The organism is Actinomycetota bacterium (genome assembly GCA_035697485.1).
Taxonomy (GTDB): Bacteria; Actinomycetota; UBA4738; order UBA4738; family HRBIN12; genus JAOUEA01.
Genome location: DASSCU010000032.1, coordinates 25,813 through 51,848, shown reverse-complemented (window position 1 = coordinate 51,848; position 26,036 = coordinate 25,813). Strand labels below are relative to the sequence as shown.

Annotated in this window: 29 protein-coding genes, 1 tRNA gene and 1 pseudogene; 23 read left to right on the top strand and 8 right to left on the bottom strand. The window is 67.2% G+C overall.

Annotated features, from left to right (window positions below):
* Window positions 1–48 precede the first annotated feature (48 nt).
* The 13 genes and pseudogenes from VFI59_09695 to VFI59_09635 all read left to right on the top strand — a co-directional run bounded on the left by VFI59_09695 (window position 49) and on the right by VFI59_09635 (window position 9,325).
* Window positions 49–1,131, top strand: coding sequence for a PIN domain nuclease (locus VFI59_09695; GenBank protein ID HET6713968.1), 1,083 nt, complete (start codon window positions 49–51; stop codon window positions 1,129–1,131).
* Window positions 1,132–1,168: 37 nt separating this feature from the next.
* Entirely contained in the window at window positions 1,169–1,867 is a 699-nt protein-coding gene (ispD, locus tag VFI59_09690) for a 2-C-methyl-D-erythritol 4-phosphate cytidylyltransferase (protein ID HET6713967.1), read from the top strand.
* Window positions 1,860–2,339 (top strand): 2-C-methyl-D-erythritol 2,4-cyclodiphosphate synthase, encoded by a 480-nt coding sequence (ispF, locus tag VFI59_09685; GenBank protein ID HET6713966.1) that lies wholly within the window; start codon window positions 1,860–1,862, stop codon window positions 2,337–2,339. The genes ispD and ispF overlap by 8 nt, the downstream gene beginning before the upstream one ends.
* The gene (gene rlmB, locus VFI59_09680; GenBank protein ID HET6713965.1) at window positions 2,336–3,139 is read left to right on the top strand and encodes a 23S rRNA (guanosine(2251)-2'-O)-methyltransferase RlmB; all 804 of its coding nucleotides are present in this window, start codon (window positions 2,336–2,338) and stop codon (window positions 3,137–3,139) included. Before ispF ends, rlmB begins: the two co-directional genes overlap by 4 nt.
* 12 nt (window positions 3,140–3,151) lie before the next feature.
* Window positions 3,152–3,225: transfer RNA gene (locus VFI59_09675), tRNA-Thr, on the top strand.
* An 868-nt stretch (window positions 3,226–4,093) separates the two neighbouring features.
* Window positions 4,094–5,026 carry a hypothetical protein gene (locus tag VFI59_09670; GenBank protein ID HET6713964.1) on the top strand — a complete coding sequence of 311 codons (933 nt, stop codon included), beginning with the start codon at window positions 4,094–4,096 and terminating at the stop codon, window positions 5,024–5,026.
* Window positions 5,023–5,382 (top strand): hypothetical protein, encoded by a 360-nt coding sequence (locus VFI59_09665; GenBank protein HET6713963.1) that lies wholly within the window; start codon window positions 5,023–5,025, stop codon window positions 5,380–5,382. The genes VFI59_09670 and VFI59_09665 overlap by 4 nt, the downstream gene beginning before the upstream one ends.
* Window positions 5,383–5,441: 59 nt before the next feature.
* Window positions 5,442–6,017, top strand: a pseudogene (locus VFI59_09660) (WhiB family transcriptional regulator).
* 104 nt (window positions 6,018–6,121) lie between these two features.
* Complete coding sequence (locus VFI59_09655; protein ID HET6713962.1) at window positions 6,122–6,334, top strand: hypothetical protein; 213 nt, start codon at window positions 6,122–6,124, stop codon at window positions 6,332–6,334.
* Between the two features lie 156 nt (window positions 6,335–6,490).
* Window positions 6,491–6,931 (top strand): SRPBCC family protein, encoded by a 441-nt coding sequence (locus VFI59_09650; protein ID HET6713961.1) that lies wholly within the window; start codon window positions 6,491–6,493, stop codon window positions 6,929–6,931.
* 111 nt (window positions 6,932–7,042) lie between these two features.
* Entirely contained in the window at window positions 7,043–7,537 is a 495-nt protein-coding gene (locus VFI59_09645) for a pyridoxamine 5'-phosphate oxidase family protein (GenBank protein HET6713960.1), read from the top strand.
* A gap of 479 nt (window positions 7,538–8,016) precedes the next feature.
* On the top strand, window positions 8,017–8,316 hold the full coding sequence (locus VFI59_09640; protein HET6713959.1) for a hypothetical protein: 300 nt from the start codon (window positions 8,017–8,019) through the stop codon (window positions 8,314–8,316).
* A gap of 127 nt (window positions 8,317–8,443) precedes the next feature.
* Complete coding sequence (locus VFI59_09635) at window positions 8,444–9,325, top strand: hypothetical protein (GenBank protein ID HET6713958.1); 882 nt, start codon at window positions 8,444–8,446, stop codon at window positions 9,323–9,325.
* Between the two features lie 699 nt (window positions 9,326–10,024).
* Here the strand turns inward: VFI59_09635 and VFI59_09630 are convergent.
* From VFI59_09630 to VFI59_09620, 3 genes are all read right to left on the bottom strand, one after another.
* Window positions 10,025–10,939, bottom strand: coding sequence for a hypothetical protein (locus VFI59_09630; GenBank protein ID HET6713957.1), 915 nt, complete (start codon window positions 10,937–10,939; stop codon window positions 10,025–10,027).
* Entirely contained in the window at window positions 10,932–11,441 is a 510-nt protein-coding gene (locus VFI59_09625) for an RNA polymerase sigma factor (protein ID HET6713956.1), read from the bottom strand. Before VFI59_09625 ends, VFI59_09630 begins: the two co-directional genes overlap by 8 nt.
* Before the next feature lie 224 nt (window positions 11,442–11,665).
* Window positions 11,666–12,331, bottom strand: a complete 666-nt coding sequence (locus VFI59_09620; protein HET6713955.1) for a tyrosine-type recombinase/integrase — start codon at window positions 12,329–12,331, stop codon at window positions 11,666–11,668.
* A gap of 10 nt (window positions 12,332–12,341) precedes the next feature.
* Here VFI59_09620 and VFI59_09615 point away from each other — a divergent pair, with 10 nt between their 5' ends.
* The 5 genes from VFI59_09615 to VFI59_09595 all read left to right on the top strand — a co-directional run bounded on the left by VFI59_09615 (window position 12,342) and on the right by VFI59_09595 (window position 17,870).
* On the top strand, window positions 12,342–12,704 hold the full coding sequence (locus tag VFI59_09615) for a hypothetical protein (GenBank protein ID HET6713954.1): 363 nt from the start codon (window positions 12,342–12,344) through the stop codon (window positions 12,702–12,704).
* Between the two features lie 1,637 nt (window positions 12,705–14,341).
* Entirely contained in the window at window positions 14,342–15,610 is a 1,269-nt protein-coding gene (locus tag VFI59_09610; protein ID HET6713953.1) for a DUF2254 domain-containing protein, read from the top strand.
* 734 nt (window positions 15,611–16,344) lie between these two features.
* Window positions 16,345–16,716, top strand: coding sequence for a VOC family protein (locus tag VFI59_09605; GenBank protein ID HET6713952.1), 372 nt, complete (start codon window positions 16,345–16,347; stop codon window positions 16,714–16,716).
* 154 nt (window positions 16,717–16,870) lie between these two features.
* A complete protein-coding gene (locus VFI59_09600) occupies window positions 16,871–17,287 on the top strand; it encodes a VOC family protein (GenBank protein ID HET6713951.1) in 417 nt (138 codons plus the stop codon).
* 163 nt (window positions 17,288–17,450) lie between these two features.
* The gene (locus VFI59_09595; protein ID HET6713950.1) at window positions 17,451–17,870 is read left to right on the top strand and encodes a VOC family protein; all 420 of its coding nucleotides are present in this window, start codon (window positions 17,451–17,453) and stop codon (window positions 17,868–17,870) included.
* 340 nt (window positions 17,871–18,210) lie between these two features.
* Here the strand turns inward: VFI59_09595 and VFI59_09590 are convergent, their stop codons facing one another.
* Both VFI59_09590 and VFI59_09585 read right to left on the bottom strand, forming a co-directional pair.
* On the bottom strand, window positions 18,211–18,426 hold the full coding sequence (locus VFI59_09590; protein ID HET6713949.1) for an SHOCT domain-containing protein: 216 nt from the start codon (window positions 18,424–18,426) through the stop codon (window positions 18,211–18,213).
* A 16-nt stretch (window positions 18,427–18,442) separates the two neighbouring features.
* Window positions 18,443–18,634, bottom strand: coding sequence for a hypothetical protein (locus tag VFI59_09585; protein HET6713948.1), 192 nt, complete (start codon window positions 18,632–18,634; stop codon window positions 18,443–18,445).
* A 465-nt stretch (window positions 18,635–19,099) separates the two neighbouring features.
* Between VFI59_09585 and VFI59_09580 the strand changes: the two genes are divergently transcribed.
* Window positions 19,100–19,759 (top strand): LamG-like jellyroll fold domain-containing protein, encoded by a 660-nt coding sequence (locus VFI59_09580; GenBank protein HET6713947.1) that lies wholly within the window; start codon window positions 19,100–19,102, stop codon window positions 19,757–19,759.
* Window positions 19,760–19,817: 58 nt separating this feature from the next.
* Here VFI59_09580 and VFI59_09575 read toward each other — a convergent pair whose 3' ends face one another.
* Window positions 19,818–21,041, bottom strand: a complete 1,224-nt coding sequence (locus VFI59_09575) for a cytochrome P450 (protein HET6713946.1) — start codon at window positions 21,039–21,041, stop codon at window positions 19,818–19,820.
* 23 nt (window positions 21,042–21,064) lie between these two features.
* On the opposite strand from VFI59_09575, the gene VFI59_09570 reads away from it, so the two are divergent.
* Window positions 21,065–21,589: a thermonuclease family protein gene (locus VFI59_09570; GenBank protein HET6713945.1), complete on the top strand. Its 525-nt coding sequence runs from the start codon at window positions 21,065–21,067 to the stop codon at window positions 21,587–21,589.
* Window positions 21,590–21,598: 9 nt separating this feature from the next.
* Here the strand turns inward: VFI59_09570 and VFI59_09565 are convergent, their stop codons facing one another.
* Both VFI59_09565 and VFI59_09560 read right to left on the bottom strand, forming a co-directional pair.
* A complete protein-coding gene (locus VFI59_09565; GenBank protein HET6713944.1) occupies window positions 21,599–22,411 on the bottom strand; it encodes a class I SAM-dependent methyltransferase in 813 nt (270 codons plus the stop codon).
* 9 nt (window positions 22,412–22,420) lie between these two features.
* The gene (locus tag VFI59_09560; protein ID HET6713943.1) at window positions 22,421–24,001 is read right to left on the bottom strand and encodes a D-aminoacylase; all 1,581 of its coding nucleotides are present in this window, start codon (window positions 23,999–24,001) and stop codon (window positions 22,421–22,423) included.
* Between the two features lie 164 nt (window positions 24,002–24,165).
* On the opposite strand from VFI59_09560, the gene VFI59_09555 reads away from it, so the two are divergent.
* Genes VFI59_09555 through VFI59_09545 form a run of 3 tightly spaced genes read left to right on the top strand, consistent with a single transcriptional unit; the run spans window position 24,166 to window position 26,023 of the window.
* Entirely contained in the window at window positions 24,166–24,573 is a 408-nt protein-coding gene (locus tag VFI59_09555) for a DsrE/DsrF/DrsH-like family protein (protein ID HET6713942.1), read from the top strand.
* 19 nt (window positions 24,574–24,592) lie between these two features.
* Complete coding sequence (locus VFI59_09550; protein ID HET6713941.1) at window positions 24,593–24,832, top strand: sulfurtransferase TusA family protein; 240 nt, start codon at window positions 24,593–24,595, stop codon at window positions 24,830–24,832.
* 6 nt (window positions 24,833–24,838) lie between these two features.
* The gene (locus VFI59_09545; protein HET6713940.1) at window positions 24,839–26,023 is read left to right on the top strand and encodes an FAD/NAD(P)-binding oxidoreductase; all 1,185 of its coding nucleotides are present in this window, start codon (window positions 24,839–24,841) and stop codon (window positions 26,021–26,023) included.
* Window positions 26,024–26,036: the final 13 nt, after the last annotated feature.

Here is a 26,036-nt window from a genome sequence, read left to right as displayed (position 1 = left end):
CCGCCGGCCGAGCGATCGTCGGAGCGTGAAGGAGGTGGAGCGACGGCCATGAGTGAACGTGAGCAGGATGTGCGTGGTGGCGCGATGCGCGGCTACCTCGTCGAAGGCGTTCGGCTCATCTTCATCGCGCTGCTCGCGACCGGTGGATTCCTGCTCGGCGGCACGGTCGCGGAGGAGAGCACGAGCCGCGCGCTGGCGTTCATCTTCCTCGGAGCGGCCGTCGGGTTCGTGATCGGCGGGGTCGCCGGCCGGCTGACCCTGCGTGCCGTGAGCGGCATGGAGCACGAGCTGCGACGCCGACCCGCTCCGCAACTCGCTGGCGGCGTTGTCGGCCTGATCGTCGGGCTCGTCGTCGCCGGACTGCTGATGATCCCGCTGCTGCTCGTACCGAGTGGCGCGGCCTGGCCCGCCATCGTCTTCGTGTACCTCGTGTGCGGCTCGCTCGGGTTCCGCTTGGGTGAGGCGAAGTACGAGGATATCTTCGGGCTGGTGGGCATGAAGCCGCGCGCCTCGGTGGCCACCCGCGGCGACCTGCACGTGCTCGACACGAGCGCGTTGATCGATGGACGCGTGCTCGACCTGGTCGCGACCGGGTTCGTGAGTGGCACGGTGCTCCTGCACGACGGGGTGCTGCGCGAGCTCCAGGCGATCAGTGACTCTGGCGACCCCCGCCGGCGCCAGCGCGGCCGCCGCGGTCTCGACGTGCTGGTCGAGCTGCAGAAGGCGCCCACCGTGCAGTTCCAGCTCGTCGAGGAGGCCGGCGTGATCGACGTGGACGCCGCGCTCGTGCGACTCGCCCGGGAACGCGGTGCATCGCTGATCACCGTGGACCACAACCTGGCCAAGGTCGCCGAGGCTTTGCGGGTGCCGGTCGCCCAGATCAACGCACTGGCGTCGAAGTTCCGGGTGCCGTACACGGCGGGCGACGAGATCTCGGTGCGCCTCGTGAAGGAGGGCCGCGAGCACGGCCAGGCCGTCGGGTACCTCGACGATGGCACGATGGTCGTGGTCGAGAAGGCCGTCGACCAGATCGGGGCCTCGCCCGACATCCGCGTCACGAACGTGATCCAGACGACGACGGGGCGCATGGTGTTCGCGGCGCTCGTGCCCGGGGGCTCGACTTCGGACTGAGGTCCCGTATCTGCGACCGGTCTGCCATGCTTCGCACATGGAACCGGGTGAGGGCAGGGCGGTCGCGATCGTGCTCGCCGCGGGCGCGGGTCGCAGGGTCGGTGCCGAGGAACCGAAGGCGTTCCTGTCGATCGGCGGGCGTCCGATGCTCGCCGTGGCCGCCGGTGCGGCGGCAGCGTCGCCGCTGGTGGGAGCGGTCATCGTGGCTGCCCCGGGGGGCTGGGAGGAGCGGGCGGAGACGTGCCTCGAGGGCTGCGGTGTTCCCGTGCTGGTGGTGACCGGGGGCGAGACGCGCCAGGCATCGGTACGCGCTGCGCTCGACGCCGTGTCGTCCGAAACGTCGATCGTGGCGATCCACGATGCCGCGCGCCCGTTCGCCCCTCCCGACCTCTTCACGGCCGTGATCGCGGCGGTGAACCAGCGCACGCCCGGTGCGGTCCCCGTCTCGCCGGTCGCTGACACGGTGAAGCAGGTCGCCGACGGCTTGGTGGTCGGTACCCTCGCCCGGGAGCTGCTCGCCCTCGCCCAGACGCCGCAGGCGTTCGACGTGTCGGTCCTGCGCGGGGCACACCGCAGCGCCGCCGAGGCAGGCGTGGTCCTCACCGACGATTCGGCCGCCCTCGAGCACGACGGGCTCGCGGTGGCGGCGATCCCGGGCGATCCGAACAACGTCAAGATCACGACGCTGTTCGACCTCGCCAACGCCGATGCGCGCATGGGCGGCACCGGTGCCTGAGGCCGTGCCGCGCGTCGGCCTCGGGTTCGACGCGCATCCGTGGGCGACGGACGACCGTCCTCTTTCGCTGGGCGGGGTCACCTTCGACGGCGTGCCGGGGCTCGCCGGTCATTCCGACGGCGACGTCGTCTGTCATGCGATCGCCGATGCGCTGCTGGGCGCCGCCGCGCTCGGCGACGTGGGGCTCCACTTCCCCGAAGACGACCCGTCGATCGCCGGCATGGCGGGGCTGGCGTTGCTGGAGGACACCCTCGAGCTCGTTCGCGGCGCCGGCTACTCGGTGCGATCCAGCGATGCGACGGTGATCTGCGAGCGACCTGCGGTCGCGCCTCGCCGCGACGAGCTGCGCTCCGCCCTTGCCGAAGTCCTCGCGATCCCGCTCGAGGCGATGTCGGTGAAGGCGACGAGGCCCGAGGGCCTCGGACTCGTCGGCGACGGCGTCGGCTGCATGGCCGTCACGGTCATCGCATGAGCCGCGAACGCGATCGGGCGAGACGACGCCGTTCGTCGGGCCCGGGGACCTCACAGGTGATCTCGGGACGTCGAGCCGTCACGGAGGCGCTGCGCGCCGGCCGGGTCTCCGAGGTGTTGATCGTGTCCTCACCGAAGGTGACGCAGGGCATGCGGTCGCTGCTCGAGCAGGCGCACGCCGACGACGTGTCCGTGCGTACGGTGCCCCGGGCCACGCTCGATGCCTTGGCCGACGAGCATCAGGGAGTGGTCGCGAGGATCGCCCCCGAGGCTTCGGAGGCCTTGGGCGAGCGCGACCTCGCGGCCTTTCCATTCGAGGAGGACGCGCTCGTCGTCGTCCTCGACGGCATCACCGACCCGCAGAACCTCGGGGCGGCGGCTCGGTCGGCAGAGGCCGCCGGTGCCGCGATGCTGGTGACCCGGACCCGTCGCGCCGCCGAGGTCACGCCGGCCGCCGTGCGCGCGTCGGCGGGAGCGCTCGTTCACCTGCCGCACGCTCGGGTCGCAAACGTCGCTCGAGCGATCGAGCGGCTGCAGGACGCAGGCTTCTGGGTCGTCGGGCTCGACCAGACCGCCGACGTCACCGTCTATGAGGAGGACTGTCCGGAAGGGCGGGTGGCCGTCGTGATCGGCAGCGAAGGGGAGGGCATGGCGAGGCTCACCCGCGAGCGCTGCGACCAGCTGCTCTCCCTGCCGATGCGCGGGAGGGTCGGTTCGCTCAATGCAGCGGCGGCGCTGGCGGCCGTGCTCTACGCGTACGTCGTGCCGCGCGAACGCCGAGCCTCGAACCCGGCGGGGTAGAATCCGGGCTCGGCCGGCGTGGCGCAGTCCGGTAGCGCAACCGACTTGTAATCGGTAGGTCGTCGGTTCGAATCCGACCGCCGGCTCCTTGCACTACAAGCGATAGCGTCAGCTCACCCACCTCGTGATCAGGGCTACCGTGTCTGAGTGAGTCTAATAGGTAGGGGGTAGGGGATAGGTAGCACTACTACTCCCCTCCTCCCGCCCGCGTCTCTGTCCGTACCGCCGGGCGGGATCGGGGGCACCCCGGGGGGGCAGGGGGCGGCCGGTACCGGCGTCAAAGCCGCTGCAGAGGCGGCCGGCATCGAACCCAACACCCCGAGGGTCTGGCGCAAGCGCTCCCCGGCTTTTGCTGCCGCAGAGCATCGCGCTCGCTACGGGACCGTCGATGAGGACGGCGAGCTTGAGCCCTACGCCATCGAAGCCGACGCTCCCCCTGCCCCGGAGCGGATCAAGTTCCTGCGCGAGCGGCTGCAGCGCGCCGTCGATGTCTGCGAATCGTTGGGCCCGGGACCATGGAGGGGGAGTCCGCGGACGAGGGAGAACAACACCGGCGCGTACAACGCCAATAGGCAGGCCGTCATCGATCTGATCAATGAGCTTCAGTCTTATGGCATTCACGATTCTCTGCCGCCTGTACCGCCGCCCCCCGGGAAGTACCCGAGGCAGCGCCGCGAACCGATCTCCTATTGGGGGCCCCGATGACGTTGTTCACCGACGAGCAGATCCGGGCCATGCACGAGCGGGCGTTCACGGCCTTCTACGAGACCCTCCGCACCTACGCAGCCCCCGGCCCAGCCCGGGCCGCAAGATCGCCCGCAAGGCCCTGGAGCCCACCTACCGGGCGCTGCGTGAGATGACAGACGAGATGGAAATGCGCGGCATGGAGCCGCGTCACCTACCCGAGTTGGACACCCTCAAGGCCCGGGCCGATCAAGCAGAAAGGAACGCGACGTGAGCACAGATTGGGCCGAGTACGACGACGACTCGCTAGAGGATCATCTAGAAATGGCTGTCGGGCTCGTGGAGCAGGATGAGGACGCTTGGTCCGACTTCCACTCCGAGATCGTCGCCGAGCGCGAGAAGCGAATCCAGACCACCAAGAAGGCCGAGGCCGAGCGGCGCCGGCGAGAGGCTGCACGATATGCCGCCAGTCCTCAAGGCAAGCTCGCCGCGCTGAAGAAGGATCTGAAGGTCGCCGAGTGCGCCCTCGCAGCAGCCGAGAGGCCCGAGACGCTCGCCCGTGTCCACCCCGACACCGCGAGGGACCTCGACCCGCTGCGCACCGCCCGCGTCGAGGCTGCCGCCAGAGTCGCCGACCTCAAGAGTCAGATCGAGGTCGCTGAGAAGCGTCTGCCGTTCACGAAGACCACCGACGATCAGCTCCTCGACCTCGCCGCCGAGGGTGAGGCCATCCTCGCCCCACTGCGGGAGGCGGTTGCCAAGCACGACGCCCAGGCCCGCGAGCAAGGCATCGAGGACAACTCCTTCGCCGCACAGAAGGCACGCAGGGATCTCGCCGCAGCCGAAGCCGACCACGGCCCGATCCTCGATGAGATGGGTTGGAGGAAGTCCGACAAGCAGAACGCCGTGTTCACCCGCGACCGCGAGACCAAGACCGCGCTCAAGCCCCGGCAGCAAGCCCTCGAGCGGTGGACGACCGAGGAGCGCCGGCTCAAGGCGATGCTGGACGATCCCAACCGGTCGGGATTCCTCGATGTCGAGGAACTGAGAACCGCGTCCAAGAACGTCGCGGAGATCACCGAGTACGTGAAGAAGAACCCGCCGCCCACGGCCGGCGAGTTGGCCCGCGCCCGTGCCGTCATCGAGGCCGATCAGAACCTCGTCCCGGTCGCGCCCGGCACGGTCGAGATCACGTCCTGGTGAGCGCCTCGACCCTCATCGAGATGGGCAGCGACGGCTCGCGCACGGTGTTCCATCGTCAGGGCGACAAGGCCTGGACCCACCCGAAGGACGATCACGTGATGGTGGACTTCGACCAGCGCCTGTCCTGCCCGGTCTGTGTCGCCTTCGCCGACCGCAAGGAGGTCGTTTCGACCCTCCCGCCCGGCCGGAAGTCCGAGTGCGACCGTGGACACGGCCCACGCGAGTGGGGACTCAAGAAAACGGGCTACGGATACTGCCGCCGCTGCTATCGGGAGGCCGAAAAAGCCCGCCAGGAGGCCGCGAAAACCGCCCTCCCGGTCCCGCAGGGGGCCGAGAGACTCGCGGCAGGGTCCTGAGCCCCACAGAGCCTTTTTCGAGGCTTCTACGGGGCTTACAGAGCCTCGTCAGATGGCGAATGACGAGCGAAGGAAGGAGGTGGGTGGGTTCCACTCGCTTCCGACGACAAGAGGGGCGGGAGATCGGCCGAGAGGTCGTCGGTTTCCCGCCCCTCACCCAACAGGGTGGGCCGGGAGGGTGGCCCCGGCCACCGAAAGAAGGAGTCGAAGCGGCCCTGGTGGGCATCCGGGGCCGCGCCTCCCGTATGGGGCGCCATTACATGCTCCCGGAAGGTCAGAACATGGCCCAGACCGGGGAGTGTTCAAGGGCGGCGCACCATCGCTGCGACAAGGAGTGGTGCGCCTGTCCATGCCATCCGAAACAGCGTCCAGATCCGCTACTCGTCAGGCCTCGGGTCGAGTGGATCGGGCAGGCTGCATGCATCGGGCAGCACGTTTCGACCTTCTATCCCGACCGTACGAGTGGTCAGCGGGGCCGACCCATCGGTGGCACCCCTGCAGAAGCTCGAGCTCTCCGATATTGCGCGCGCTGCCCCGTTCGCCGTAAATGTGCGCTCGATACGCTCATCTTCGAGATCGAGGGCCAGCGCCGTCCCCTCCCGTCGGGGGTCGCCGGCGGCAGTACCGAACGTCAGCGGCGGGAGCTACACCGCCGGGACTTGTCCATCACCGAGAAGGCGGAGGTCATCGAAGAATGCTTCCTGAATCAAGTGGTCCCGCTCATCCTGGCTCCGAACGAGTGCCCCACGGTTACGACAGGGCCGTCATTAGGACGATCTCCTGGTACCTCGCAGACGAATACGCCGCCTTCGAGCCCGGGGACACGAGACTCGTCACCCTGGCCATCCGGTGTGTCGGCCCGCTGAGCTTCCACTCGGAGATGGCGCTCGGCTTCGAAGTGATCGGCATCGATGCAGCGGAGACCGTCCCCGTCCTGACCCCTGTCGAGTAGATGTGGGAGCCGGGCAGGGCGCTACGTCGGATCGGGCGTCGGTCACCCCACCCTGTCCTGCGCGACCGCACCTCGCCGGTGGTCCGATTTTCGGCGAGGGATATACCCTGAAGCCTGGCCGGACGAAGGGTGTGTCTTCTCCATCAGGAGGCGGTCGTGGAAGTCCAGGTTTCTACGGAGGTCGATCGACCGGTCGCCGACGTCTGGCGCTTCTATGCCGTGGAGCACGTCCACAACCACCCGCGCTGGGATCCCGATATGCGCCTCGAGAAGTTGTCGGACGGCCCGATCACGGTCGGCACGAGGATCCGGCGCGTGAACACCCGGTGGGACACGCCGGTGGAAGGCGAGATGGAGGTCGTGGAGTTCGATCCAGAACGCGCCTTAGCCGTCTCGATCCACGACCGGAACATGGACGCCCAGGGGCGAGCCACGTTCGAGGCGCGGGGACCGGCGCGGACCCTCGTTACGGTCACGACCCGGATCGAGGGGATGGACGATCCCGAGAAGCTCGAGTTCCTCACGCGGATGATGCAGCGGAGCGTCGACAACGTGAAGCGCCTGATCGAGACGGAGATCGCGCCAGCAGACGAGTAGGCGACGCAGCCTCGATCGAGGGTCGGCCCCTAGGTACATTCCTGAACCCTCGGGCACCGCGATGCGCTGTCCCTTGGGGTCTATCGTGCATGGTGAGGGACGGAGGTTGCCATGGCGATCCTCACCGATGACATGAAGCGCGTCGTCCGCGAACAAGGACTCGGGTTCCACGCGACCGTTTGTGAGGATGGGTCGCCGAACCTGTCGCCGAAAGGGACCACACGTGTGTGGGACGACGATCACCTCTTCTTTGCGGACATCAGCTCGCCCCGGACGGTTGCGAACATCCGTCGAGGGTCCCTTGTTGAGGTCAACGTGGTGGACCCGTTCGTTCGGAAGGGTTATCGCTTCAAGGGACCGGCCGTGGTCCATGAGCCCGGGACGGACGGCTTCTCGGACGGTCTCAGGCGAATGCGCGAGGAGGGGGTCACGACGCTCCTCGAACGGGTGAAAGCGATCGTGGTAATCGAAGTCCAGCAAGCTCGGCCGCTGGTCTCACCCGCCTACGACGATGGGACTACTACCGAGACGGACATGTTCCGGATCTACGAAGCTCGCTTCGACCGTCTACACGAGCGACTTCGAAACCAAGGTACGCCGGGGTAGGCCAAGAAGGGGAAAGCTCATCTCTTCGAGGTGGGCAACGCACCGGCCCGTGCTCATCTAGGTACATTGGCAAACTCTATGGCACGCCGCCTTGCCAAACGCGCCTGCCGCTGAAGACGATCCGAAACCCTCGGTCGATGCATCCGATCCTTGCCAGCCGACGCCGGTTGACTAGCTCGGCCTGTCGATGACCTCGATGGCGCCGCATGGAAACCCAGATCCCCGAAGTGACAGGTTGCCCGACCCGTAGGGACCGGACGAGATTCCTCCCAGGAGCCCATTGAGACGGCCTGCCCGAGGGCGGCGAAGAGGACACGGCAACACCGGATCCGGAAGCACTCGGGGAGTAAGTGCCCAGTCGAGTCCTGGACTCTCCATGTCGCGAATTACGTGCAACGCATTAGGCCACTGAGCGCGGGACGAACGACCCATAGCCCCAAGCGCCGCCCCATCTATACCGTCAGCCCGTGATCTACTTGGTGCGGCGCGCCTACCTCGCCGACCCACCGCTCAGAGGGATCAGGGTGATCGAATGGCCTCTCGAGCGGACTCTGATCCGGGTGCCTAACGTCGTCGGGACGACCGTGTTCGCCGATCTCGATGGCGACTCCCTCAAGGGGATCGTCATCGAGGTCGCCATCGAGGCCAGCGACGAGCCGGCGGCGTCGAAACAGGGTCGAGCCGCGATCCGATCGTCCCTGCGGCAGGTGGGAATCTCACCGTCAGTCCTTCGACTCGCCGATGGCCTCACCTCGGAGGCGCCCCCCTCGACAAGTTGAGAAAGCGGCCACCCCGGCTCCCGCCCCCGCGCCGCCCGCCCGGCGACGAAGCCCTGGTTTGACCGCGTCGCTGGCCAGGGCCAAGCTGACCGGTGTTGGCGTGTCTCAACCAGAGGGGGAACCAGAGATGACGAGGATTCGACCCAAGTCCACCCCGAGGCTCGTGCTCATCCCGCTCGTGGCGGTCTTGCTCGTGCTTCCCGGCGTTGCCCAAGCACTCCCGAGCTCCGTGAAAGCACCTCCGCTGAACTTCGAGCGGGACACATCGGGCGCGAAATCGAACGGGTTCACGAGCATCGACAGCAGCATCGCGCACTTCTCTGACTCGGTCGGGGAGGGCCTCCAGGTGTACGGAGCGATCCCGGAAGTGATCGGTCAGGGACTCGCTGTGCAACCTGACGACGGCAGCCGACTCATCATCAGTTTCGACGTGCCGATCAAGAAGATCTCCATCACGTTCGGGAACGACGATCCGTCCGTCGTCCAGGCCGGTGATGTCGCCGCGCTCAGCGCCTTCAAGGGAGCGGTCGAGGTCGATTCAGCAAGCGTCGAGATGAACGCCAATGACCTTCCCGACCAGACCATCGGGGTCGCCGGCACTGCCTTCCGTCGGGTCGAACTCGTCTTCGCTCGCGCCGGTGTGCCCCTGAATCTGATCGAGACCGTGGACGACATCCGCGTCTCTCCAGCCTGCAGGATCAAGGGAACGAACGAGCGTGATCGCATCGTAGGAAGCGCCAAGGCCAACTCGATCTGCGGCTTCGAAGGGAACGACCGGATCAAAGCCCAGGGCAAGAACGACTTCGTGCACGGGGGCGGCGGCAGGGACCGAATCATTGGGGGACCTGACAACGACACGCTCCTGGGTGGGAGCGGCGGCGACGTGATCAGGGCGCAGGACGGGGGTGACGGCAACGACACGGTCTTCGGGGGCGGCGGTAACGACACGTGTTACCTCGACACCCTCGACAATCAGCTCGGGTGCGAGGACGTCATCCTGCCTGTCTGATCACTTCTCAGGCACCCATACTCGAGGCTCGCATCGAGCTACCGCTCCACGCCCATGGGTCGCCACAACCGATGCCGTCCGATCACCTCCGCCGGCTCGGGGGTCATCACGCTGGGCGACGATCTGGCGCACGCGTTGGTGGTCACGTCGAGGATCGGGGCGATGTCGATGATGCGCAGGGCGAGCCTGGATTGGTCGAGACACGCAGGGACCCCCGAGCGACGGAGAACCCAGGGGCCTCTACGTCCCGACGGGTGTCCTAGGTCGCGGACCCCGGCTGCTGCGGGTTGTAGGGTCCGACCGATTCGGAGCTGCGTCGGTCCCTAGAGGTTAGTCCTCACGTCGGCGTTGTGTAACCCAGCTCGTGTGTGAGTGACGGGCTAGCCTGAGCCATGCTCCCGATCATCGTTCAGCACCTCCCACGAGATCGGGAGCGGATGGGGTTTCGAGAGGTGCAGATGGCGGGACGCCTGGGCTTGACCCTGGCCGAGTACCGCTCCCTCGAAGCGGGGGAGCTGCACATCACGAACGACCTGTACGAGCGGATCGTGGACCTGTGCGGGTGGCCCCGGTAGCGGGTCATCGGCCCTCATTGCCCTCAAGGTCCATCAGCAGCTCGGCCAGCCGCTCCCCGTCGGCGCGGGCGTAGAGCCTGCCGATGCGCGCGGCGCGATCGGCCGCCAGACGAGACCGGCAACCTCAGCTCAGGCCGAACTCGAACGAGCGCACGACGGGCATCGCGGCGTCCACCTGCGTCCCGTCGATATCGATCAGGACGCTCCCACCGTCCGGCAGATCGAGCAAGATCAGACGCGAGGTGGCGTACTTCGACCATATCCCTTCGACGAGGAAGGCCCCGTCGAGCGGCTCCACGCTCACAAACCGCCCGGAACACCTCTTGTGCCACGTCTCCGCGATCGACACGTCGAGCTGGTATCCCGCGAGCCCGCCGATCTCCACGGGCGACGGCCCATCCGTTGCGATACCCGGATGGTCGCTCACCCACGTCGCGAGCTCGAGCGCGGACGTGCCGGCACCGGCGACGACGGCGTCGGAGCAACTCCGGACGGCGCGGGCGTCGCGGGAGAGCCTCACTCCCGGGTAATCGGCGTAGAGGCCTGGACTGTCCGGATCCTCCGGATCCTCCCACCCGTCCGACCATCCCGGCGTCCACAGATAGAACGAGCCACGCGTGTCCCACGGGTTGTTCCATCCGGCCGGGACGGTGAAGGTGAGGGCGGGGTCGAAGCGCTGCGACCTGTACGTCCCCTCTTCGAGCGGTCCGAAGCACACCCACGGCGGCGGTCCGTCCTGAGAATCCCAACACGGCCACGTGCCGGTCGTCTCGCCGGTGACGCCCGACGGCGGCTCGGTCTCGCTCGACCCGGTACCCGCCCCTCCCGGAACGACCTCCGTCTGGCTCTGATCGGGCAGTCCCGTCGTCACGATCCAGATCGCCGCCACGAAGACCGTGATCCCGACGACCCCCGCCGCGATGCGCTGGTTCCGGCGCTTGCGGTCGCGACGGCGCAGCAGTTCCTCGAAGCGACCGTCCGGCACGACGACGCTCCTGGCTGCCCGTTCGGCCCTGTCTAGGATCTCCTGGTCATTCATCGCTGCCGTCCGTTTCCTTCGGGAACCGAGCTCTGGCTTGTGAGACGAGCGTTCTGACGGTGGTCTCCTTCACCCCGAGCATGGCCCCCGTCTGTCGGTAGTCGAACCCCTCGATCCCGGTGAGAACGATCGCCGCACGTTGACGCGGAGTAAGCCCGAGGAGGAGACGAACCGCGCTCTCGCGTTCGGAAACCTGCTCGAAAGGATCGGTCCCGGCCTGCCCGGGAGCGAGGACCCGCTTGGCCGCAAGCCTTGATCGTCGGTAGAGGCTGCGATAGCTGTTCAGCGCCGTCCGAAAGAGATAGCCCTCGAGATCAGTCCCGTGATCGAGCCTATCCCAGCGCTCCAGGAGGCTCAGGAATGCTTCCTGGGCGACATCTTCGGCCTCGTGAGCACTTCCGGTAAGAAGGAGAAGAGCCCGGAAGAGTCGAGGCCATGCGGCAGCGAAGAATTCCTCGAACGATGCCTGCTCTGCGTCCACGGCGTCGCGGACCAGCTTCACCTGACCTGGCTGTGTCTCCATCGCTGCATGTACGCATGAGACAGCCCGAATGTGTAGATGAATGCTGGATGCTTGTCTGAAAGGATCGCCACGTTTCCCCCACGGGCTGGCTTGCGGGCGTCACTGCGGGTGACCGCGTCAAGCAGCTCGCGGGCAGCGGGTTCACCGAGGGCATCAATCACACGGCGGCCTTCGTGCAGAGATCAATCCATCAGCGTGGGGGGCTAGCCCAACTTCGCAGCGGCGGCCTCGGTGTCGGCTGCCGTCGCCTTGAAGTACCGGTCGATCGTGAACGCGTAGGACTTGTGGCCGGCCATCGTCTTGACCATCGGGGCATCGACACCCCTGCGGACCCACCGGGTGATGGCACACGACCGCACGTCGCGGAACGTAATCCTCGCAACGTGCGGGTTCTCGGCCAGGAACCCGTCCCTTAGCCGTTCGAACTCGGCGATGATCCGGGACGGGTGCACCGGCTGGCCGGCTTCGTCCACGAACAGGTACCCGCCGATGGACGGGACACTCTGACGAGCCGGTAGGGCGTCCCACAGGGCCTGGGCGCGGCTGCTCATGCCAACGTCGCGCTTGCCGCTGCCGGTCTTCGGCTTCTTCTCAACGATGTCCTTGCGGCCGCCTATCATTGAACGGGCTCGGCGCACCTTCACGACGTTGCCGACACGATCTGAGAACTGCAGCGCGACGAGCTCGCCGGTTCTCAGGCCGAGTTCGAAGTCCAGGTTCATCGCCGTCCGGGCCATGAACTCGAACTCGGTAGTGGCCTTCTCGGGATCTGAGAACGCCTGGAAGGCTTCCACGACGTCGGGTTCCCACACCGGACGCTCGTCCTCGTCGGCCGCCCCGCCCGCTGCAGGAGGGTCACACTCACGCAAGTCCCCCGCGTTGCAGTTCCGCCGGCGGGGACGAGACCTCACGATCGACGGGCACTTCTTCGAAGACGTCGGCTATCTCGAACTGATCGGTGAAGTCGAGGACATGACCACCGAGCGTCTGTTCATGAACGATGGCGACTCGCAAGGCCGCCGGCGAGAACTGCAGACGGTGGAGAAGGCCAAGCAGTCGAAGGCCGAACTGCTCCGCATCCGGATCAAAGGCGAGTTCGGTTCACGCGACCGCATCCCGGCGACCGACATCCGTCAGCAACTGCAGCGCGAGGGCTACGACGCCAAGCAGATCGACCGCGCCCGCAAGCAGCTCAACATCACATCGGAGGACGACCAGTGGGTGAGGCATCAGGCGACGTGAGGTTCCCCAAGAACCAACCCGCAGCGCGTGGCTGGCCGCCTCAAGTGACATCTTCCTGGGTGCCTACACCGTGTCACTTTGTCACTTCACCGTCCTCCGCTTACCCCCATCTACCTGCACGAGTGACAAGTGACATCCTGTATTTATCTACAGCGGGTGGGCAGATGTCACTTCTCGATCTCGATGACGTGTCACTCGCCGCGCCAGCCCGCGCTGCAGGTAAGGACACCTGGGGTCGTTCGGGTACGAATAGTCCGACCGTGGACGATTCCGTTGCCTGGGCCGCCGGCCTGTTCGAGGGAGAGGGCTCGATCTCCCGAAGCCACAAGGACAAGCCTACGTCCAGGCTGTCGTTCAGATGACCGATCTCGAATGCGTGCAGCGATTCCGTGATGTGGTCGGCGTCGGCTACGTGTACGGCCCGTATGAACGCGAAGGCTTCAAGGATCACTGGAAGCAGATGTACGTGTGGCGTGCGTCGAAGCGAGCTGACGTTCGAACACGTCGTCGGGCTACCACACCCATGGCTATCGGAACGACGTAGGGAACAAGCCACTATCGCGTTGGGTAGATGACACGAACTACCGTGACGGTGCATGCCCCGATCACCGCTGACACTCGCGAGGCGGTGGCAGAACATCTGTGCAGGTGGCGAACCCAGTGCGCTCCCGGCTGGCTAAGCATTGGTCAGCACACCTGACTATCTCCCGATACCGTGTCTGAACCGTGTCTGAACTGGAGACCAGACGAGACCACACGAGACCAGACGACGCAGGTAGATGAGGGTAGACGAGACAGGGATCTACCCGAGGCCTGGTTGTAATCGGTAGGTCGTCGGTTCGAATCCAACCGCCGGCTCCTTGCACTGCAAGCGATAGCGTCAGCTCACGCGCTTTACTCACGTGCTGCTCGTGTCCCACCGTGTCCCGAAGGCAGGAGATTGGGGCTTAGATACCCCCTGCCTCATGCTGCTACTAGGTGGGGATCGGGTGGCCCGCGTCCCTGCCCCCCGTCGGCGGTCGATGCACCCACCCCGTCATTCCTCCACCTTGGACTTCCCGCTCCCGACGATGGCGCCACCGGATCGCGAGCGGGACCGTTTTCCGCTGTGAGGTGGTGCTGCACGTCGACCACGCCCAGCTGACGGGCAGCGGTGAGGTCCGATGGCGAGCGAGGCGGTTGGAAGTGACCCGCCTCGATGATTCGGGGACACGCCGTTGACAGCAAATCGAGCGAGGCCATGAACATCGACCACGTGATCTCGGTTCGAGAGCTCAGGAGGTCTATGGCTGCAGTCTGCGGAAGACCGCGCTGCTGGAGGTGCGCAGACCTGCTCTTTCCGAGCAGGGAGGCGGGCCGGCAAGACGCTCAGAGTCGGTCCGTTTCCCCACGACGGGGGAGTCGGCCCGGGTGTTTCTTCAACGACAGCGACCGTGGTGGCACCCTGGGCGGGTCTCCCCGGTCTCGTCGAGTAGATGAAGGAGTCGGGCGGGGCGCAACTATCCATGTCCGCGTGGGTGATGAGCCCTGTCGAAGGACGGCAGCAAGCGTCGCCGCCGCTCGACGGGATCGGGTTCGACTAGCCCACGAGCGCGAGCATATGCGTGCCAAGCGGGCGAGTTGGGTAGCCCTAGGTCGTGCTGTTACGAAAGTTCGCGGCCAGCGTGGCGTCGAGTCTTTGGTTCGTGCCGGTCATGTGTGTCCTCGCGGGCGCGGCGATCTCCTTCGGCACGATCACCCTTGACCGAGCCTTCGACTATCAGGCGCTCTCGCAGGTGCTCGTCGGTCGGCCGACCTCGGCGAACGCGGTCTTGACCACGATCGCGGTCTCGATGGTGAGCCTCGCGACGCTCGTGCTGACGATCACGATGGTCGTCGTCCAGCTGGCGATGGGGCAGTTTTCGCCCCGGATCGTGCAGCGGATCCTTCGCGACAAGCCCAGCCAGCTCGCCATCGGGCTCTTCGTCGCGACCTTCGTGCACGCTGTGCTGACGATCCGCGAGGTTGTGGACCGGGGCGACGGCACAGGGCAGGTTCCAAGCATCGCCGTGGCGACGTCGTACCTCCTCGTGCTGGCGAGTATCGCGGCCTTGGTGATCTACGTGCACCACATCGGCCAGTCGCTTCGCGTTTCGGCGCTGATCGAACTCGTCGGTCACGACACGCGTAAGCTCGTCGACCGCCGATATCCAGACGCCGGCCCGCCGCCTCCCGTCGATCCGGAGTCTCCACGCGTTGTCGCTGCGCGAAAGTCGGGCGTCGTGACAAGGATCGCGACGGATGCACTCGTCGCCGAGGCCGAACGGGCCGACTGCGTGCTTGAGCTCGTCCCGGCTCTTGGCGCGTTTGTTCCCGCGGGCGGACCGCTATTCATCGTTCACGGCCGTCCCGAGCATCTGGACGAGAACCGGCTCTTCGCGGCGTTGAGCCTGAAGCTCGAGCCGACTCTCGACGAGGACGTCGCCTACGGGGTGCGGCTTCTGGTCGATGTCGCGGAGCGCTCGTTGTCTGAGTCGCCATTTCAGGATCCCACGACGGCCGTGCAGGCGATCGACCGCTTGCACGACGTCCTCAGGCAGCTCGCGCGTCGGCCGTTCCCCGACGGTCGCGTTCCTGCTGAGGATGGCCGGATCCGACTGCTCGTGAAGATGATGACCTGGGAGGACTACGTCCATCTGGCTTTCGACGAGATCCGGATGGCCGGCGCGGGCTCGCCCCAGGTCTCGCGACGCCTGGTCGCCGCCTTGATGGATCTCCGTCGTGTCGCGCTTCCGGAGCGAATCGCAGTGCTCGACGAGCAGGCGAGGCTGCTCCGTGCCGCGACGGTTGAGGCCATGCACGACGAGCGGGACATCCGCTTCGCGCTCGATCCGGACCGCGAAGGACTGGGCGCTGCCGCGCCTTAGCTCGCGCGAGACGTGCCCCGCTCCACGTCCCACGCGGCCACACTGAATGTCGCCCGACCACCTTCGCGGCTCGGGGAAGCCATCGCGCTCCGACATGGGACATTCCTCCGGACGGGGGTGGCGGCTCGTACACGTGTCGTGTGGTACCGAGCTCGAGTGGTGCGGGCAGGACGCGCTCCTCAGCCGTCGGGCGAGATTCCCTCCCGAAATTCCCGACGGGAGCGGGTTTGGGGCTTGCTGCGCGTCCTGCCCGACTATCCGCGAAGATGCGCCTCGCGCAACGGCGAGCGCATCCGTTGTTCGCCGTATATCTCGAGCGAAACGCACACGACCTCACGCATCAGTGGTCCGCCGGCCTCGAGCTCGTCAAGCAACTCGATCCATGCGGCCATCACCGGATCCGCGCAGACGTGGCGGGAGCGAGTGACGAGTATCGAGGAGGGGGGGTACAGCAGACATGGAGCGAGGCTAGTTGTTCGCATCTCCTCGTTCCAAGCCAGCAGTATCATTCGGGACATGAGAGCTTCACGTTCGGTGTGGGGCCTGGTGCTTGGTTACATCTTGCTCGCGATCGCTACCCGTCTTCGAGAAGCGAGCGGCGCATACGCTTGCGCTTGCGACGACGACTGTTGGTGCAAGAAGCCGGGCCTGAGCCTCTTCCGATGGGTGTTCCCGCGAGGGCACAGGAATCGCGCCCTGGCGGACTGGAAGGCCTCACAGGTCGACGGGCTGTGATGGTTTCTCGGCCCGCCTCCGTCTCGGCGATTTTCAAGGCCATCGATGTTGCCGCCACGATCGAGTGGTATCGGCAGGTAGGGTTTGAAGTTCGCGGGGTCTTCCCGGACGAGGGTGAGCCCACGTGGTGCGAGCTGTCCCGCGACGGTGTGATCCTGCAATTCCTCGGTGGTGATGAGACGCCCTGGCCCGGCCCACCCGCTTTCACGGGGACGCTCTACTTCCATCCCGACAGCGTCGGGGGGCTCTTCGAGGACATCAAAGACCACACCGGGCCCGCATGGGGACCCGAGGTCCGCGAATGGGGAACCCGAGAGCTCGGCCTGCAAGATCCCAATGGCTACTTCCTCACCTTCACCGAGCCAGCCTAGCCACCCAGTCCCGCTCCGTACGCAGCCGGTGCGCTGGCTTCCGGGTACATTCGCGACCCTATGGCAGCCGAGAGAATCGAGGAGCTCGGTGGGTTGGGTCACGGGCGTGTTGTCTTCTCGGTGACGGTAGGGCCTTGAGCAGGCAGGGGAGGGCATGCGCGGACGACAGAAGGGTGACGCCGCGACACCTCGGGAGTCCCGACACGACTACTGGGGTGTGGTCCTGGAGGCTCCCGATGCTCCGGCCCTGGCGCGGTTCTACGCTGGATTGCTGGACTGGGAACTCACGAGCGAGGAGGCCGACTTCGCCACGGTGGGACCGCCGGACGGGGTGGCGTACCTCGGGTTCCAGACCTCACCGGAGTACGTGGAACCGATCTGGCCGCCGGTCGAGGGCGCGCAACAGATGATGCTTCACTTGGACTTCGAGGTGAGCGACCTGGAAGCCGCGATCGTGCACGCACGACAGCTCGGTGCCAGTGTGGCCACGTACCAGCCTCAGGAGCACGTCCGGGTGATGCTCGATCCGGTGGGGCACCCGTTCTGCCTGTACGTTGACACCGGCAACTGAGCCTGTCCGGCACGCCGTCAGGGAAGTAGCTGCACACAAGCGCATCACGGCGAGGTGTCGCCCACTCGAGGCTCCCTTGCAACCCCGACCCGCGCAGCCGTCCAGTAAGCGCGTGGCTTCCCGACGGTAGCGACCCCAGGCCCGGCGTTGATAGCGTGAACCAATGACGGTTCGCCGCGTCGTCGTCGATCACGTGCTCTTCGTCGTGGCAGACCTGGACGCGAGTCGGGGGCTCTATACACCCGCCCTCGCCCCACTCGGCTACGAGGAACTTCACCTTCAGGACGACGGTGTCTCCTACGGGGCCGAGGAACTGGACGACTTCACGATCTCCCGTGGGGAGCCCGTGACCACAGCGGCGCATGTTGCGTTCTCCGCCGAGGGTCGGGACGCCGTGGATGCATTCTTCGCGGCCGCCGTCGCAAACGGCGCGACCGTCCGCGGCGAGCCGGGGGTCTGGACGCAGTACTCCGAGCGATATTACGCGGCATTCGTGAACGACTTGCATCAGAACAACGTCGAGGCCGTGTGGCATGCGCCCGAGCCGGTCCTCGACGCGCCTCGCCGTCCCGGCGTTCCCTGATTCGTACGGTCCAAGGTACATTCGCGAACGCTCGCGCATCACGGCGTGCTGGTCCTCGGCGAGCTCACGGAGTTCCGGCGCAACGCGATCCGGTCCGTTGTGGCGCGGGTCACGGGCCGCCCGTCGAACAACGGCGGCAACGAGCCCCAGACCGACCGCCTACCACGACGGCCGCCGGGAGCCCCTCCTCGGAGCCGTTGAGACGTGAGTCGCCATGTCGAACCTCCCTTGGGCACACCTTCCGTCGTGAGCGTCGGCGTGCCCTTGGAGGCGAAAGACCCCGCCCATGACCTACGTGTCGCGTCAGGCGTCAGGGACTTGGGGGCACGCGGATGTCCCGTTACTTGAGCAGCCGCTTCCGTTGCTCGAACTCCTCCTCCGAGATTTCGCCTCGGGCGAAGCGCTCGGCCAGGATTTCCTGGGCGTTGGGTCCGCGTTCGGAATCAATCGTCCCGCCATGTTCTCGATAACCGTGGCCTATCATTCCGTGCCCCATCATCATCCAGATCATCAACGCGATGCAGATGAGGGCGAAAAGGCCACCGCCCCACATCATGGTCAACACCTCCGTTCTACACGGTGACCCGCTCGGCCGATTCCTCAGGGCTCGTGCGGGAACCAATCAACTCCTCCCGGGCTTCTGCTCGGGTTCCCATCATCTCTTCGCACTTCGCCATGGCTCGCTTCGCGACCGCCGAACCGAAACGCCGGAGCGTGATGACGGCGACCGCGAAGATGGATGCGATCACGAACATCTTCTTCATCTCGGTCTCTTCTCCAGGGTTCACTTCAGCGCGTCCTCACGACTGCGATGCACCACCCGAACATCCGTGACCGGGGCCAACTACGATCAGCAGCGCTCCCGCTGCAGCCCGGACGGCCCGGTCCACGGAGCCTTCGTTTCTTCCGCAACACGTTGCATCGCCTCCTCGCGATGGCGTCCGATGGACGCACTTGTGCGGTACTGCCCCTGGTGAGTAGGTAGCGCCTCATGCCACGGAGCTTGCCCGCCGCGCCGCCCCCTCCGCATCGGGGGATCACCCTGATTCGCACCCTGATTCTGCGGTCGCCGAGCTTCTCCGCCTGGATCGTTCGGAACTCGGCAACGTGCCGGCGCCGAAGCTCCTTCCTGTGCGAACGCACGGGGTGTACAGATGAACAACCCAGGACTACGCTCGGCAGCCAAGTGTGTCGACCCTGGTCGGCGGCTCTCAGAAAGGGAGTTTCCCGTGACGCGTTCCTCTCGGACCCTGCTCACCCTGGCGTTGTGTGCCTTCCTGTCGGTTGCCGGCGCCCTGCCCGCGTTCGCTGCGACGGTCGGTCTGTGGCATATGGACGAGTCGTCGGGCCAGATGGTCGACTCGTCGGGCTCCGGCAACGTCGGCACGTTGCGGAACATCACTCGCGTGAGCCCCGGCTACAGCGGTGGAGGGCGCGCCTACAGCTTCAACGGGTCGAACTCGCGAGTGATCATCCAGAACTCGTCGAGCCTGAACCCCGGCTCGAAGACGATCACGATCACGGCCCACGTGAAATTCACCTCACGGCCGTCGGCCTCGGTCGGCGACTACGACCTCGTGCGCAAGGGAAGCGGCATCTACAAGATGGAGATCCTCGGCTCGGGACAGGGTTTCTGCAGGTTCCAGGGCGCAAGCGGCAGCCTGTCCGTCAAGGCGGGGCCCGACCTCTCGGACGGCAGCTGGCACACGATCGTCTGTAAGAAGACGTCGTCGCGCATCACGCTGACCGTCGACGGGTCGTCGACGTCACGGAGCGGGAACGTCGGGTCGATCTCGAGTACCGCACCGCTGATCCTCGGAGGCAAACCCGACGCGTCCGGCGACTGGTACAAGGGCGTGATGGACGAGGTCAGCATCTCGACCGCCTGACGCGGTCGCTGGTCGGCGTCGAGGAGGCGATCCATCCACTCCGCCTCGTGGCACGCCCTCAGGCGTGGACGACCAGCGACTCCAGCCCTCTGATGATGTAGCCGGGCTTCCATCGGGGCTCCTCGACCAGTCCGAGGTTCGGCAGGCGGCGGAGCACGGTCGCGAACGACGTCTGGAGCTCGAGGCGGGCCAGCGGCGCCCCCAGGCAGAAGTGGATACCCGCACCGAACGTGACGTGCGGGTTCGGTTCGCGGTCGAGGCGCAGCTCATCCGGCGAGTCGAAGACCGCAGGATCGCGGTTGGCCGATCCGAAGACGAGGCCGAGCTCCGCGCCGCGGGGCACGCGCACCCCGTGGATCTCGACGTCCTCGAGCACCCAGCGCTCGAACAGCTGCAGCGGCGTGTCCCACCGCATCAGCTCCTCGACGGCCGAGGGCACGAGGGCCGGTTCGGTGCGCAGTCGATCCAGCGCGCCCGGCGTGCGGAACAGCGCCCACCATCCGTTGCCCGTCACGTTCACGGTGGCCTCGTGGCCGGCGTTCAGCAGGAGCACGCATGTGCCGATCAGCTCGTCCTCGGTGAGCCGCTGGCCCTCGTCCACCACGAGGGCCAGCTCGCTGATCAGGTCGCCCGTCGGCGCGGCCCGTCGTTCGCGCGACAGGGCGCGGAGGTAGTCGGAGAACTCGGCGCTCGCGGCGACGGCGACCGCGGCGTCCTCCTCGGTCGGGTGCAGCTCGTACATGCGGCAGATGTCGGCCGACCACGGTCGCAACAGGTGTCGGTCGGGGCGAGGCACGCCGAGCAGCGCGGCGATCACCGCGACCGGCAGCGGTTCGGCGATCGCCGGGAGCAGGTCGAACGTGCCCCCGCCCGCGACCGTGTCGACCAGTTCGTCGATCAGTTCCTGCACGGGCGTGCGCATCGACTCGACCATGCGGGGTGTGAAGGCCTTCGAGACGAGCCGGCGCACCCGCGTGTGGTCGGGGGGTTCCATGTCGAGGATGCCGTGGTTGATCAGGTGCCAGAAGGGATCGAGCGAGGGGGAGGGCGGTTCGTGCCCCATCTCCTCGTGCGTCGCCACGTGCAGGTACGTACGGCCGAACCGGCGATCCCTCAGCAACTCGTTCACGTCGTCGTAGCGGGTCACGAGCCAGTGGTCGGTGGCCTCGTCGTAGAGGACCGGCGCCCGGTCGCGAAGGCGTTCGTACGCCGGGTACGGATCGGCGACGAAACCGATGTCCTCGGGATCGAACCCGAGCGCGCGCGGATCGGCTCCCTGCACGGCGCTACGGTAGCGTTCCGCGCGTGCCGCCGAGTCGACAGCTCCGTCCGCCGGCCCTGATCGCGATCGCGTCGATCGTGCTCGCGACCGCGTGCATCGAGGGGTTCGACGATCGGGAAGCCGGCGGGGAGGATGACCCGCGGACGACCGTGCGCGTCGTCGAGGTGGTCGACGGCGACACGATCCGCGTCGACCTGCGCGGTGAAGAAACGCCCGTGCGCCTGATCGGCATCGACACGCCCGAGAAGGACGGTCCCTACACAGACGAGGAGTGCTTCGGCGTGCGGGCGACGCAGTACACGGCTCGCGCCCTCGGCGGCCGGGACGTCGAGCTGGAGTTCGACGTGGAACGGACCGATCGCTTCGACCGCACGCTCGCGTACGTTTGGCTCGACGGTGCGCTCTTCAACGAGGGCATCCTTCGCGACGGCTTCGCGGTGCTCGCGACGTTCCCGCCCAACGTTCGCTACGTCGACCGCTTCACGACGGCCCAACGGCGAGCGCGCGACGAGCAGGCCGGTCTGTGGGGAGCCTGTCCGGGGGATTGAGAGACGGCGCTACGTCTTCGTGGCACGCAGCGAGAACGTCAACGGCAGCGGGTGACCGCCGCCGAGCCGCAGGCGGAAGCGCCCGTCGTTCTCCGCCGTGAGGATGCCCCCGCGCGGATCGAACGTCTCGTCGAGCCACTCGGTCAATGCGTCGATGCGGAACCCCGCGCCGACCGCGGCCGTCACGATCTCGCCGAGACCGTGGGCGTACTCGACCGACACGTTCGCCGCAGGCTCGGCGTCGGGTGCGGCGTACGACCCCGACGCCTCGAAGCGCTGGGGCTCGGCACCGAGGTAAGGGAAGTCGAACTCCAACGGGTCGATGCCCCCGACCATCTGCGAGGCCGGATGGAGGTCGATCAGCACGAGGTGCCCCCCGCTGCGCAGCGCCGCGGACGCGGAGCGCATCCATGCGTCGACGTCGGCGATCCAACACAGCACGCCGTACGAGGCGAAGACCAGGTCGAAACCGCCCTCGACGTCGCTGGGCAGGTGCTGGGAGTCGGCCTCCACGAAGGCGGCGTCGATGCCGGCCTCTGCGGCGAGTCCGCGAGCTCGCTCGACGGCCACGGGAGAGAAGTCCAGACCCGTCGCCCTCGCTCCCAGGCGAGCGAACGACAGCGTGTCGAGCCCGAAGTGGCACTGCAGGTGCAGCACGTCGAGCCCTTCGACGTCGCCCACCGCGGCACGCACCTCGTCGAGCTCACGCTCCGTGAGCGAGGAGCCGCCCGCCAAGAAGCCGGCCACGTCGTAGTAGTCGTCCTGGCCGTGCAGCCCGACTCGCTCGTCCCACAGGGATCGGTTCAGGTCCGTGTCGCTCACGCCGGGAGCCTATCCCTCGCCACGGCGGAGGACCCGTCCCCCCCGCCGGATGCGATCGTCCCCTCGCTGCCACGCGACCGACCCCCCGACGATCACGGCCTCGAAGCCGTCGGGGAACGCGTGCGGGTGTTCGAACGTCGCCCGGTCGGTCACCCGGTCGGCGTCGAACAGCACGAGGTCCGCCCGTGCGCCCTCCACGACTCGTCCGCGTCCGGAGAGGCCGAAGCGGTCCGCCGGCAGGGAGGTCATCGTGCGGACGGCCGCTTCCAGCGTGAGCACGCCGTCTCTGACCGCAGGCCCGAGCACGCGAGGGAAGGTGCCGTACGTGCGCGGGTGTACCGGGACGTCGGCCATCGGCCCGCCGGGCGCGACCGAGACGGCATCCGACGCGACCATGATCTCCGGGTCGGCCAGGATCCTGCGCACGTCGTCCTCGTGCATCGCGTGTCCGATGCAGGAAGTGCTGGGCTCCTCGACCAGGAGCTGGAAGAACGCCTCGACGGGCTCGACCCCGCGGCGTTCGGCGATCGCAGCGACGTCGAGCCCGTTGCACCCTCGGTCGGCGGTGTCCTCGATCACGATGCGGTCCCAGCCGACCCCGTCGACCGACGACTGGAACGCGTCGCCCTCTCCGTGCTCGACGGACGCGGTCAACCGATCCCGGGTGGCGCGGTCGGCGAGCAGAGCCGGGAGCTCGGCCACGGGTGCCCACTGGGGGAGCAGGGACCAGAGAACGGAGGCCCACGCCGTGTACGGGTATTGGTCGCCGGTCACGTCGTCGGCCTCGTGCACCAGGGCCAGCAGCTCGTCCGCCCGGCCCCACATGTAGGACGTCTCGCACTTCAAGTGGCTCACATGCGCCGGGAGCCCGGTGCGCCGACCGATCTCGATCGCCTCGTTCACGGCGCGGAAGAGGTGGGCGCCCTCTCCTCGTACGTGCGACGCGTAGATGCCGCCGGCACGGGCGGTTTCCTCGGCCATGGCCACGATCTCCTCGGTCGACGCGTACATGCCGGGCACGTAGATCAGGCCCGTCGACAGGCCGACCGCACCGGCGTCCATCGCCTCGGCCACCGTCCGTCGCATCGCGGCAAGCTCCTCGTCGGTGGGGGCGCGTCGCTCGAGCCCCATCGCGAGTTCACGGACCGATCCGTGACCGACCAGTGCCGCGACGTTCACCGACGGTTCTGCCTCCTCGACACGCTCCAGGAAGCCGCCGAACGTTCCGAAGTCGAGATCCATCTCGGCGGCATCGCCGCCGGCCCACGACGCGAGCTCGGTCGCCGACGATGCCGGGAAGGGGGACATCCCGCAGTTGCCCACGACCACGCTCGTCACGCCCTGACGCAGCGTTGACGGCATCGTCGGGTCCACGAGCGCCCCCAGGTCGGAGTGGTTGTGCACGTCGACGAAGCCGGGAGCGAGCACGAGGCCGGAACCGTCGAGTCGCAGTTCCGCCTCCGGCCCGGTCGCGCCTGCGTCCCTCGTGATCACCGCGACCCGACTTCCGTCCACGCCGATCGACGCCAGGTAGGCGGGGGCGCCCGTCCCGTCGACGACGGTGGCCGAGGCGATCCAAAGGTCGAGCACCGGAGCATCGTAGCCGCGCCGGAAACCGCCGCAGGCACTCCGGTATTCCCGTCGCGAGGTCCCGACCGTCCCTGCCGTGGGGGGCCTCCCGCCCCCGGCATCTCCGGCCGCGTGGCTCGATGCTGAGGGTGACGACGCAGGGGTAGGAACGAAAGGGGTACGCGATGGGCACCGACGATCGGCTTTCCTTGGTCCTGTTCTCCGGCACCGACGACAAGCTGCAAGCCGCCGCGGTGCTGACGGTCGGCGCAGCGGCGATGGCTCGTCCCGTCGACGTCTTCCTGCAGTACTGGGCGCTCGACGCATTCAGGGTGGACCGCATCTTGAAGGACCACGGGGTCTCGCCCGAGGCCGGTCCCGAGGGCGAGCGAGCGATGCGTGACCAGGGGAAGACGCACTGGAGCGAGCTCTTCCGTCAGGCCAAGGATCTCGGCGATGTCCGTATCCAGGCGTGCGCGGACTCGCTGGAGATGTTCCACATCACGATGGACGATCTCGACCCGCTGGTCGACGGGGTGTGGGGCGTCGCCAGCTTCTTCATGGAAGCCGACGGCCCCGTGACGTTCATCTGAAGACATGGAGGTAGGAACGATGACGACGACGGAAGTGACGAGGTCGATCGACGCGAAGGGCATGGCATGCCCAGGACCGCTGATGACTCTGATCGGCGCGATCCGTGAGAGTCAGATCGGCGACGTGATCGAGGTGCTCTCGAGCGACGAAGGGTCCAAGACCGACATCCCGGCGTGGGTCGCCAAAGCCCAGCACGAGCTCGTGGAGGTCGTGCCGGACGACGGGTTCACCCGGTTCATCATCCGGAAGGCGAGGTGAGCGACGATGCCGGCGCGCGTGGCGGTGTTGGGTGGCGGCGTCGGCGGCACCCTCGTCGCGAACCTGCTCGACAAGGAGCTGGGCCGTGACGCGCGCGTGACGGTGGTCGACCCCACCGGCATGCACGACTACCAGCCCGGCTACCTCTACGTCGCGCTCGGCGAGGCGAAGGGCCACTGGTTGAGCCGCGAGGAGCGCACCCTGCTCCGTCCGAACGTCGACCTCGCGATCGAGCGGGCGGTCCGCATCCACCCCGACGCGGGAACCGTGCAGCTCGAGCGCGGCGGGAGCCTGGAGTGGGACTACCTGGTGATCGCGACGGGGTCCCGGCTCGTCCCCGAGCAGATCCCTGGCTTGTCCGAGGGCGCGTTCGAGTTCTACTCACTCGACGGGGCCGAGCGGCTGGCGCAGGAGTTGCGGCGCTTCGATGGTGGCCGGCTGAAGGTCGGGGTCGCGGGCATCCCGTACAAGTGCCCTCCGGCGCCGGTCGAGTTCACGTTCATGGTCGAGGAGTACCTGCGGCACAAGGGCGTGCGCGACAAGAGCGAGATCGAGCTGCTCTCGCCGCTCAACCGGGCGTTCACGATCGAGAGCGCCTCGAAGCTGATCCAGCCGTACATGGACGAACGCGGCATCGGGCTCACCACGTTCTTCAACGTCGAGGCCGTCGATCCGAGCGCCGGAGTGGTCGAGTCGCTCGAGGGCGAGAAGCAGGAGTACGACCTGCTCGTGCTCGTGCCACCGCACAAAGGCGCCCAGGTCGTGATCGACTCGGAGCTCGGCGACCCCGGCGGATGGCTCCCCACCGACAAGCACACGCTCAACGTCGAGGGGCACGAACGCATCTTCGGTCTGGGCGACGCGACGAACCTGCCCATCTCGAAGTCGGGCTCGACCGCGCACTTCGAGGCGCCCGTGATCGCGAGCCGGATCACGTCGCTCGTGAAGGGCACGGCGCCGAAGGAGAACTACGGCGGCCGGGTGATGTGCTTCCTCGAGACCGGCAACGGCCAGGCGACCTCGTTGCGGTTCGACTACGACCATCCGCCGCAGCCACCGAAGCCCAACCGAGCCTGGCACACGGCGAAGTGGCTGTTCAACCGCATGTACTGGGAGACGGTGCCCCAGGGCCGCATCCCCGAGAACGCGCCGTTCTCGAAGCCCCCCGCGGACGCCGCGACGAAGGGGTGAACGGCTCATGCAG

What these genes read in the sequence shown, in the direction of transcription:
- VFI59_09695 (HET6713968.1), top strand. Translation starts at nt 49, where the DNA reads ATGAGTGAACGTGAGCAGGATGTGCGTGGTGGCGCGATGCGCGGCTAC.
- VFI59_09630 (HET6713957.1), bottom strand. Translation starts at nt 10,939, where the DNA reads ATGAATGACCAGGAGATCCTAGACAGGGCCGAACGGGCAGCCAGGAGC.
- VFI59_09590 (HET6713949.1), bottom strand. Translation starts at nt 18,426, where the DNA reads ATGATGTGGGGCGGTGGCCTTTTCGCCCTCATCTGCATCGCGTTGATG.
- VFI59_09595 (HET6713950.1), top strand. Translation starts at nt 17,451, where the DNA reads ATGACGGTTCGCCGCGTCGTCGTCGATCACGTGCTCTTCGTCGTGGCA.
- rlmB (HET6713965.1), top strand. Translation starts at nt 2,336, where the DNA reads ATGAGCCGCGAACGCGATCGGGCGAGACGACGCCGTTCGTCGGGCCCG.
- VFI59_09600 (HET6713951.1), top strand. Translation starts at nt 16,871, where the DNA reads ATGCGCGGACGACAGAAGGGTGACGCCGCGACACCTCGGGAGTCCCGA.
- VFI59_09545 (HET6713940.1), top strand. Translation starts at nt 24,839, where the DNA reads ATGCCGGCGCGCGTGGCGGTGTTGGGTGGCGGCGTCGGCGGCACCCTC.
- VFI59_09605 (HET6713952.1), top strand. Translation starts at nt 16,345, where the DNA reads ATGGTTTCTCGGCCCGCCTCCGTCTCGGCGATTTTCAAGGCCATCGAT.
- ispD (HET6713967.1), top strand. Translation starts at nt 1,169, where the DNA reads ATGGAACCGGGTGAGGGCAGGGCGGTCGCGATCGTGCTCGCCGCGGGC.
- VFI59_09585 (HET6713948.1), bottom strand. Translation starts at nt 18,634, where the DNA reads ATGAAGAAGATGTTCGTGATCGCATCCATCTTCGCGGTCGCCGTCATC.
- VFI59_09550 (HET6713941.1), top strand. Translation starts at nt 24,593, where the DNA reads ATGACGACGACGGAAGTGACGAGGTCGATCGACGCGAAGGGCATGGCA.
- VFI59_09645 (HET6713960.1), top strand. Translation starts at nt 7,043, where the DNA reads ATGGCGATCCTCACCGATGACATGAAGCGCGTCGTCCGCGAACAAGGA.
- VFI59_09555 (HET6713942.1), top strand. Translation starts at nt 24,166, where the DNA reads ATGGGCACCGACGATCGGCTTTCCTTGGTCCTGTTCTCCGGCACCGAC.
- VFI59_09635 (HET6713958.1), top strand. Translation starts at nt 8,444, where the DNA reads ATGACGAGGATTCGACCCAAGTCCACCCCGAGGCTCGTGCTCATCCCG.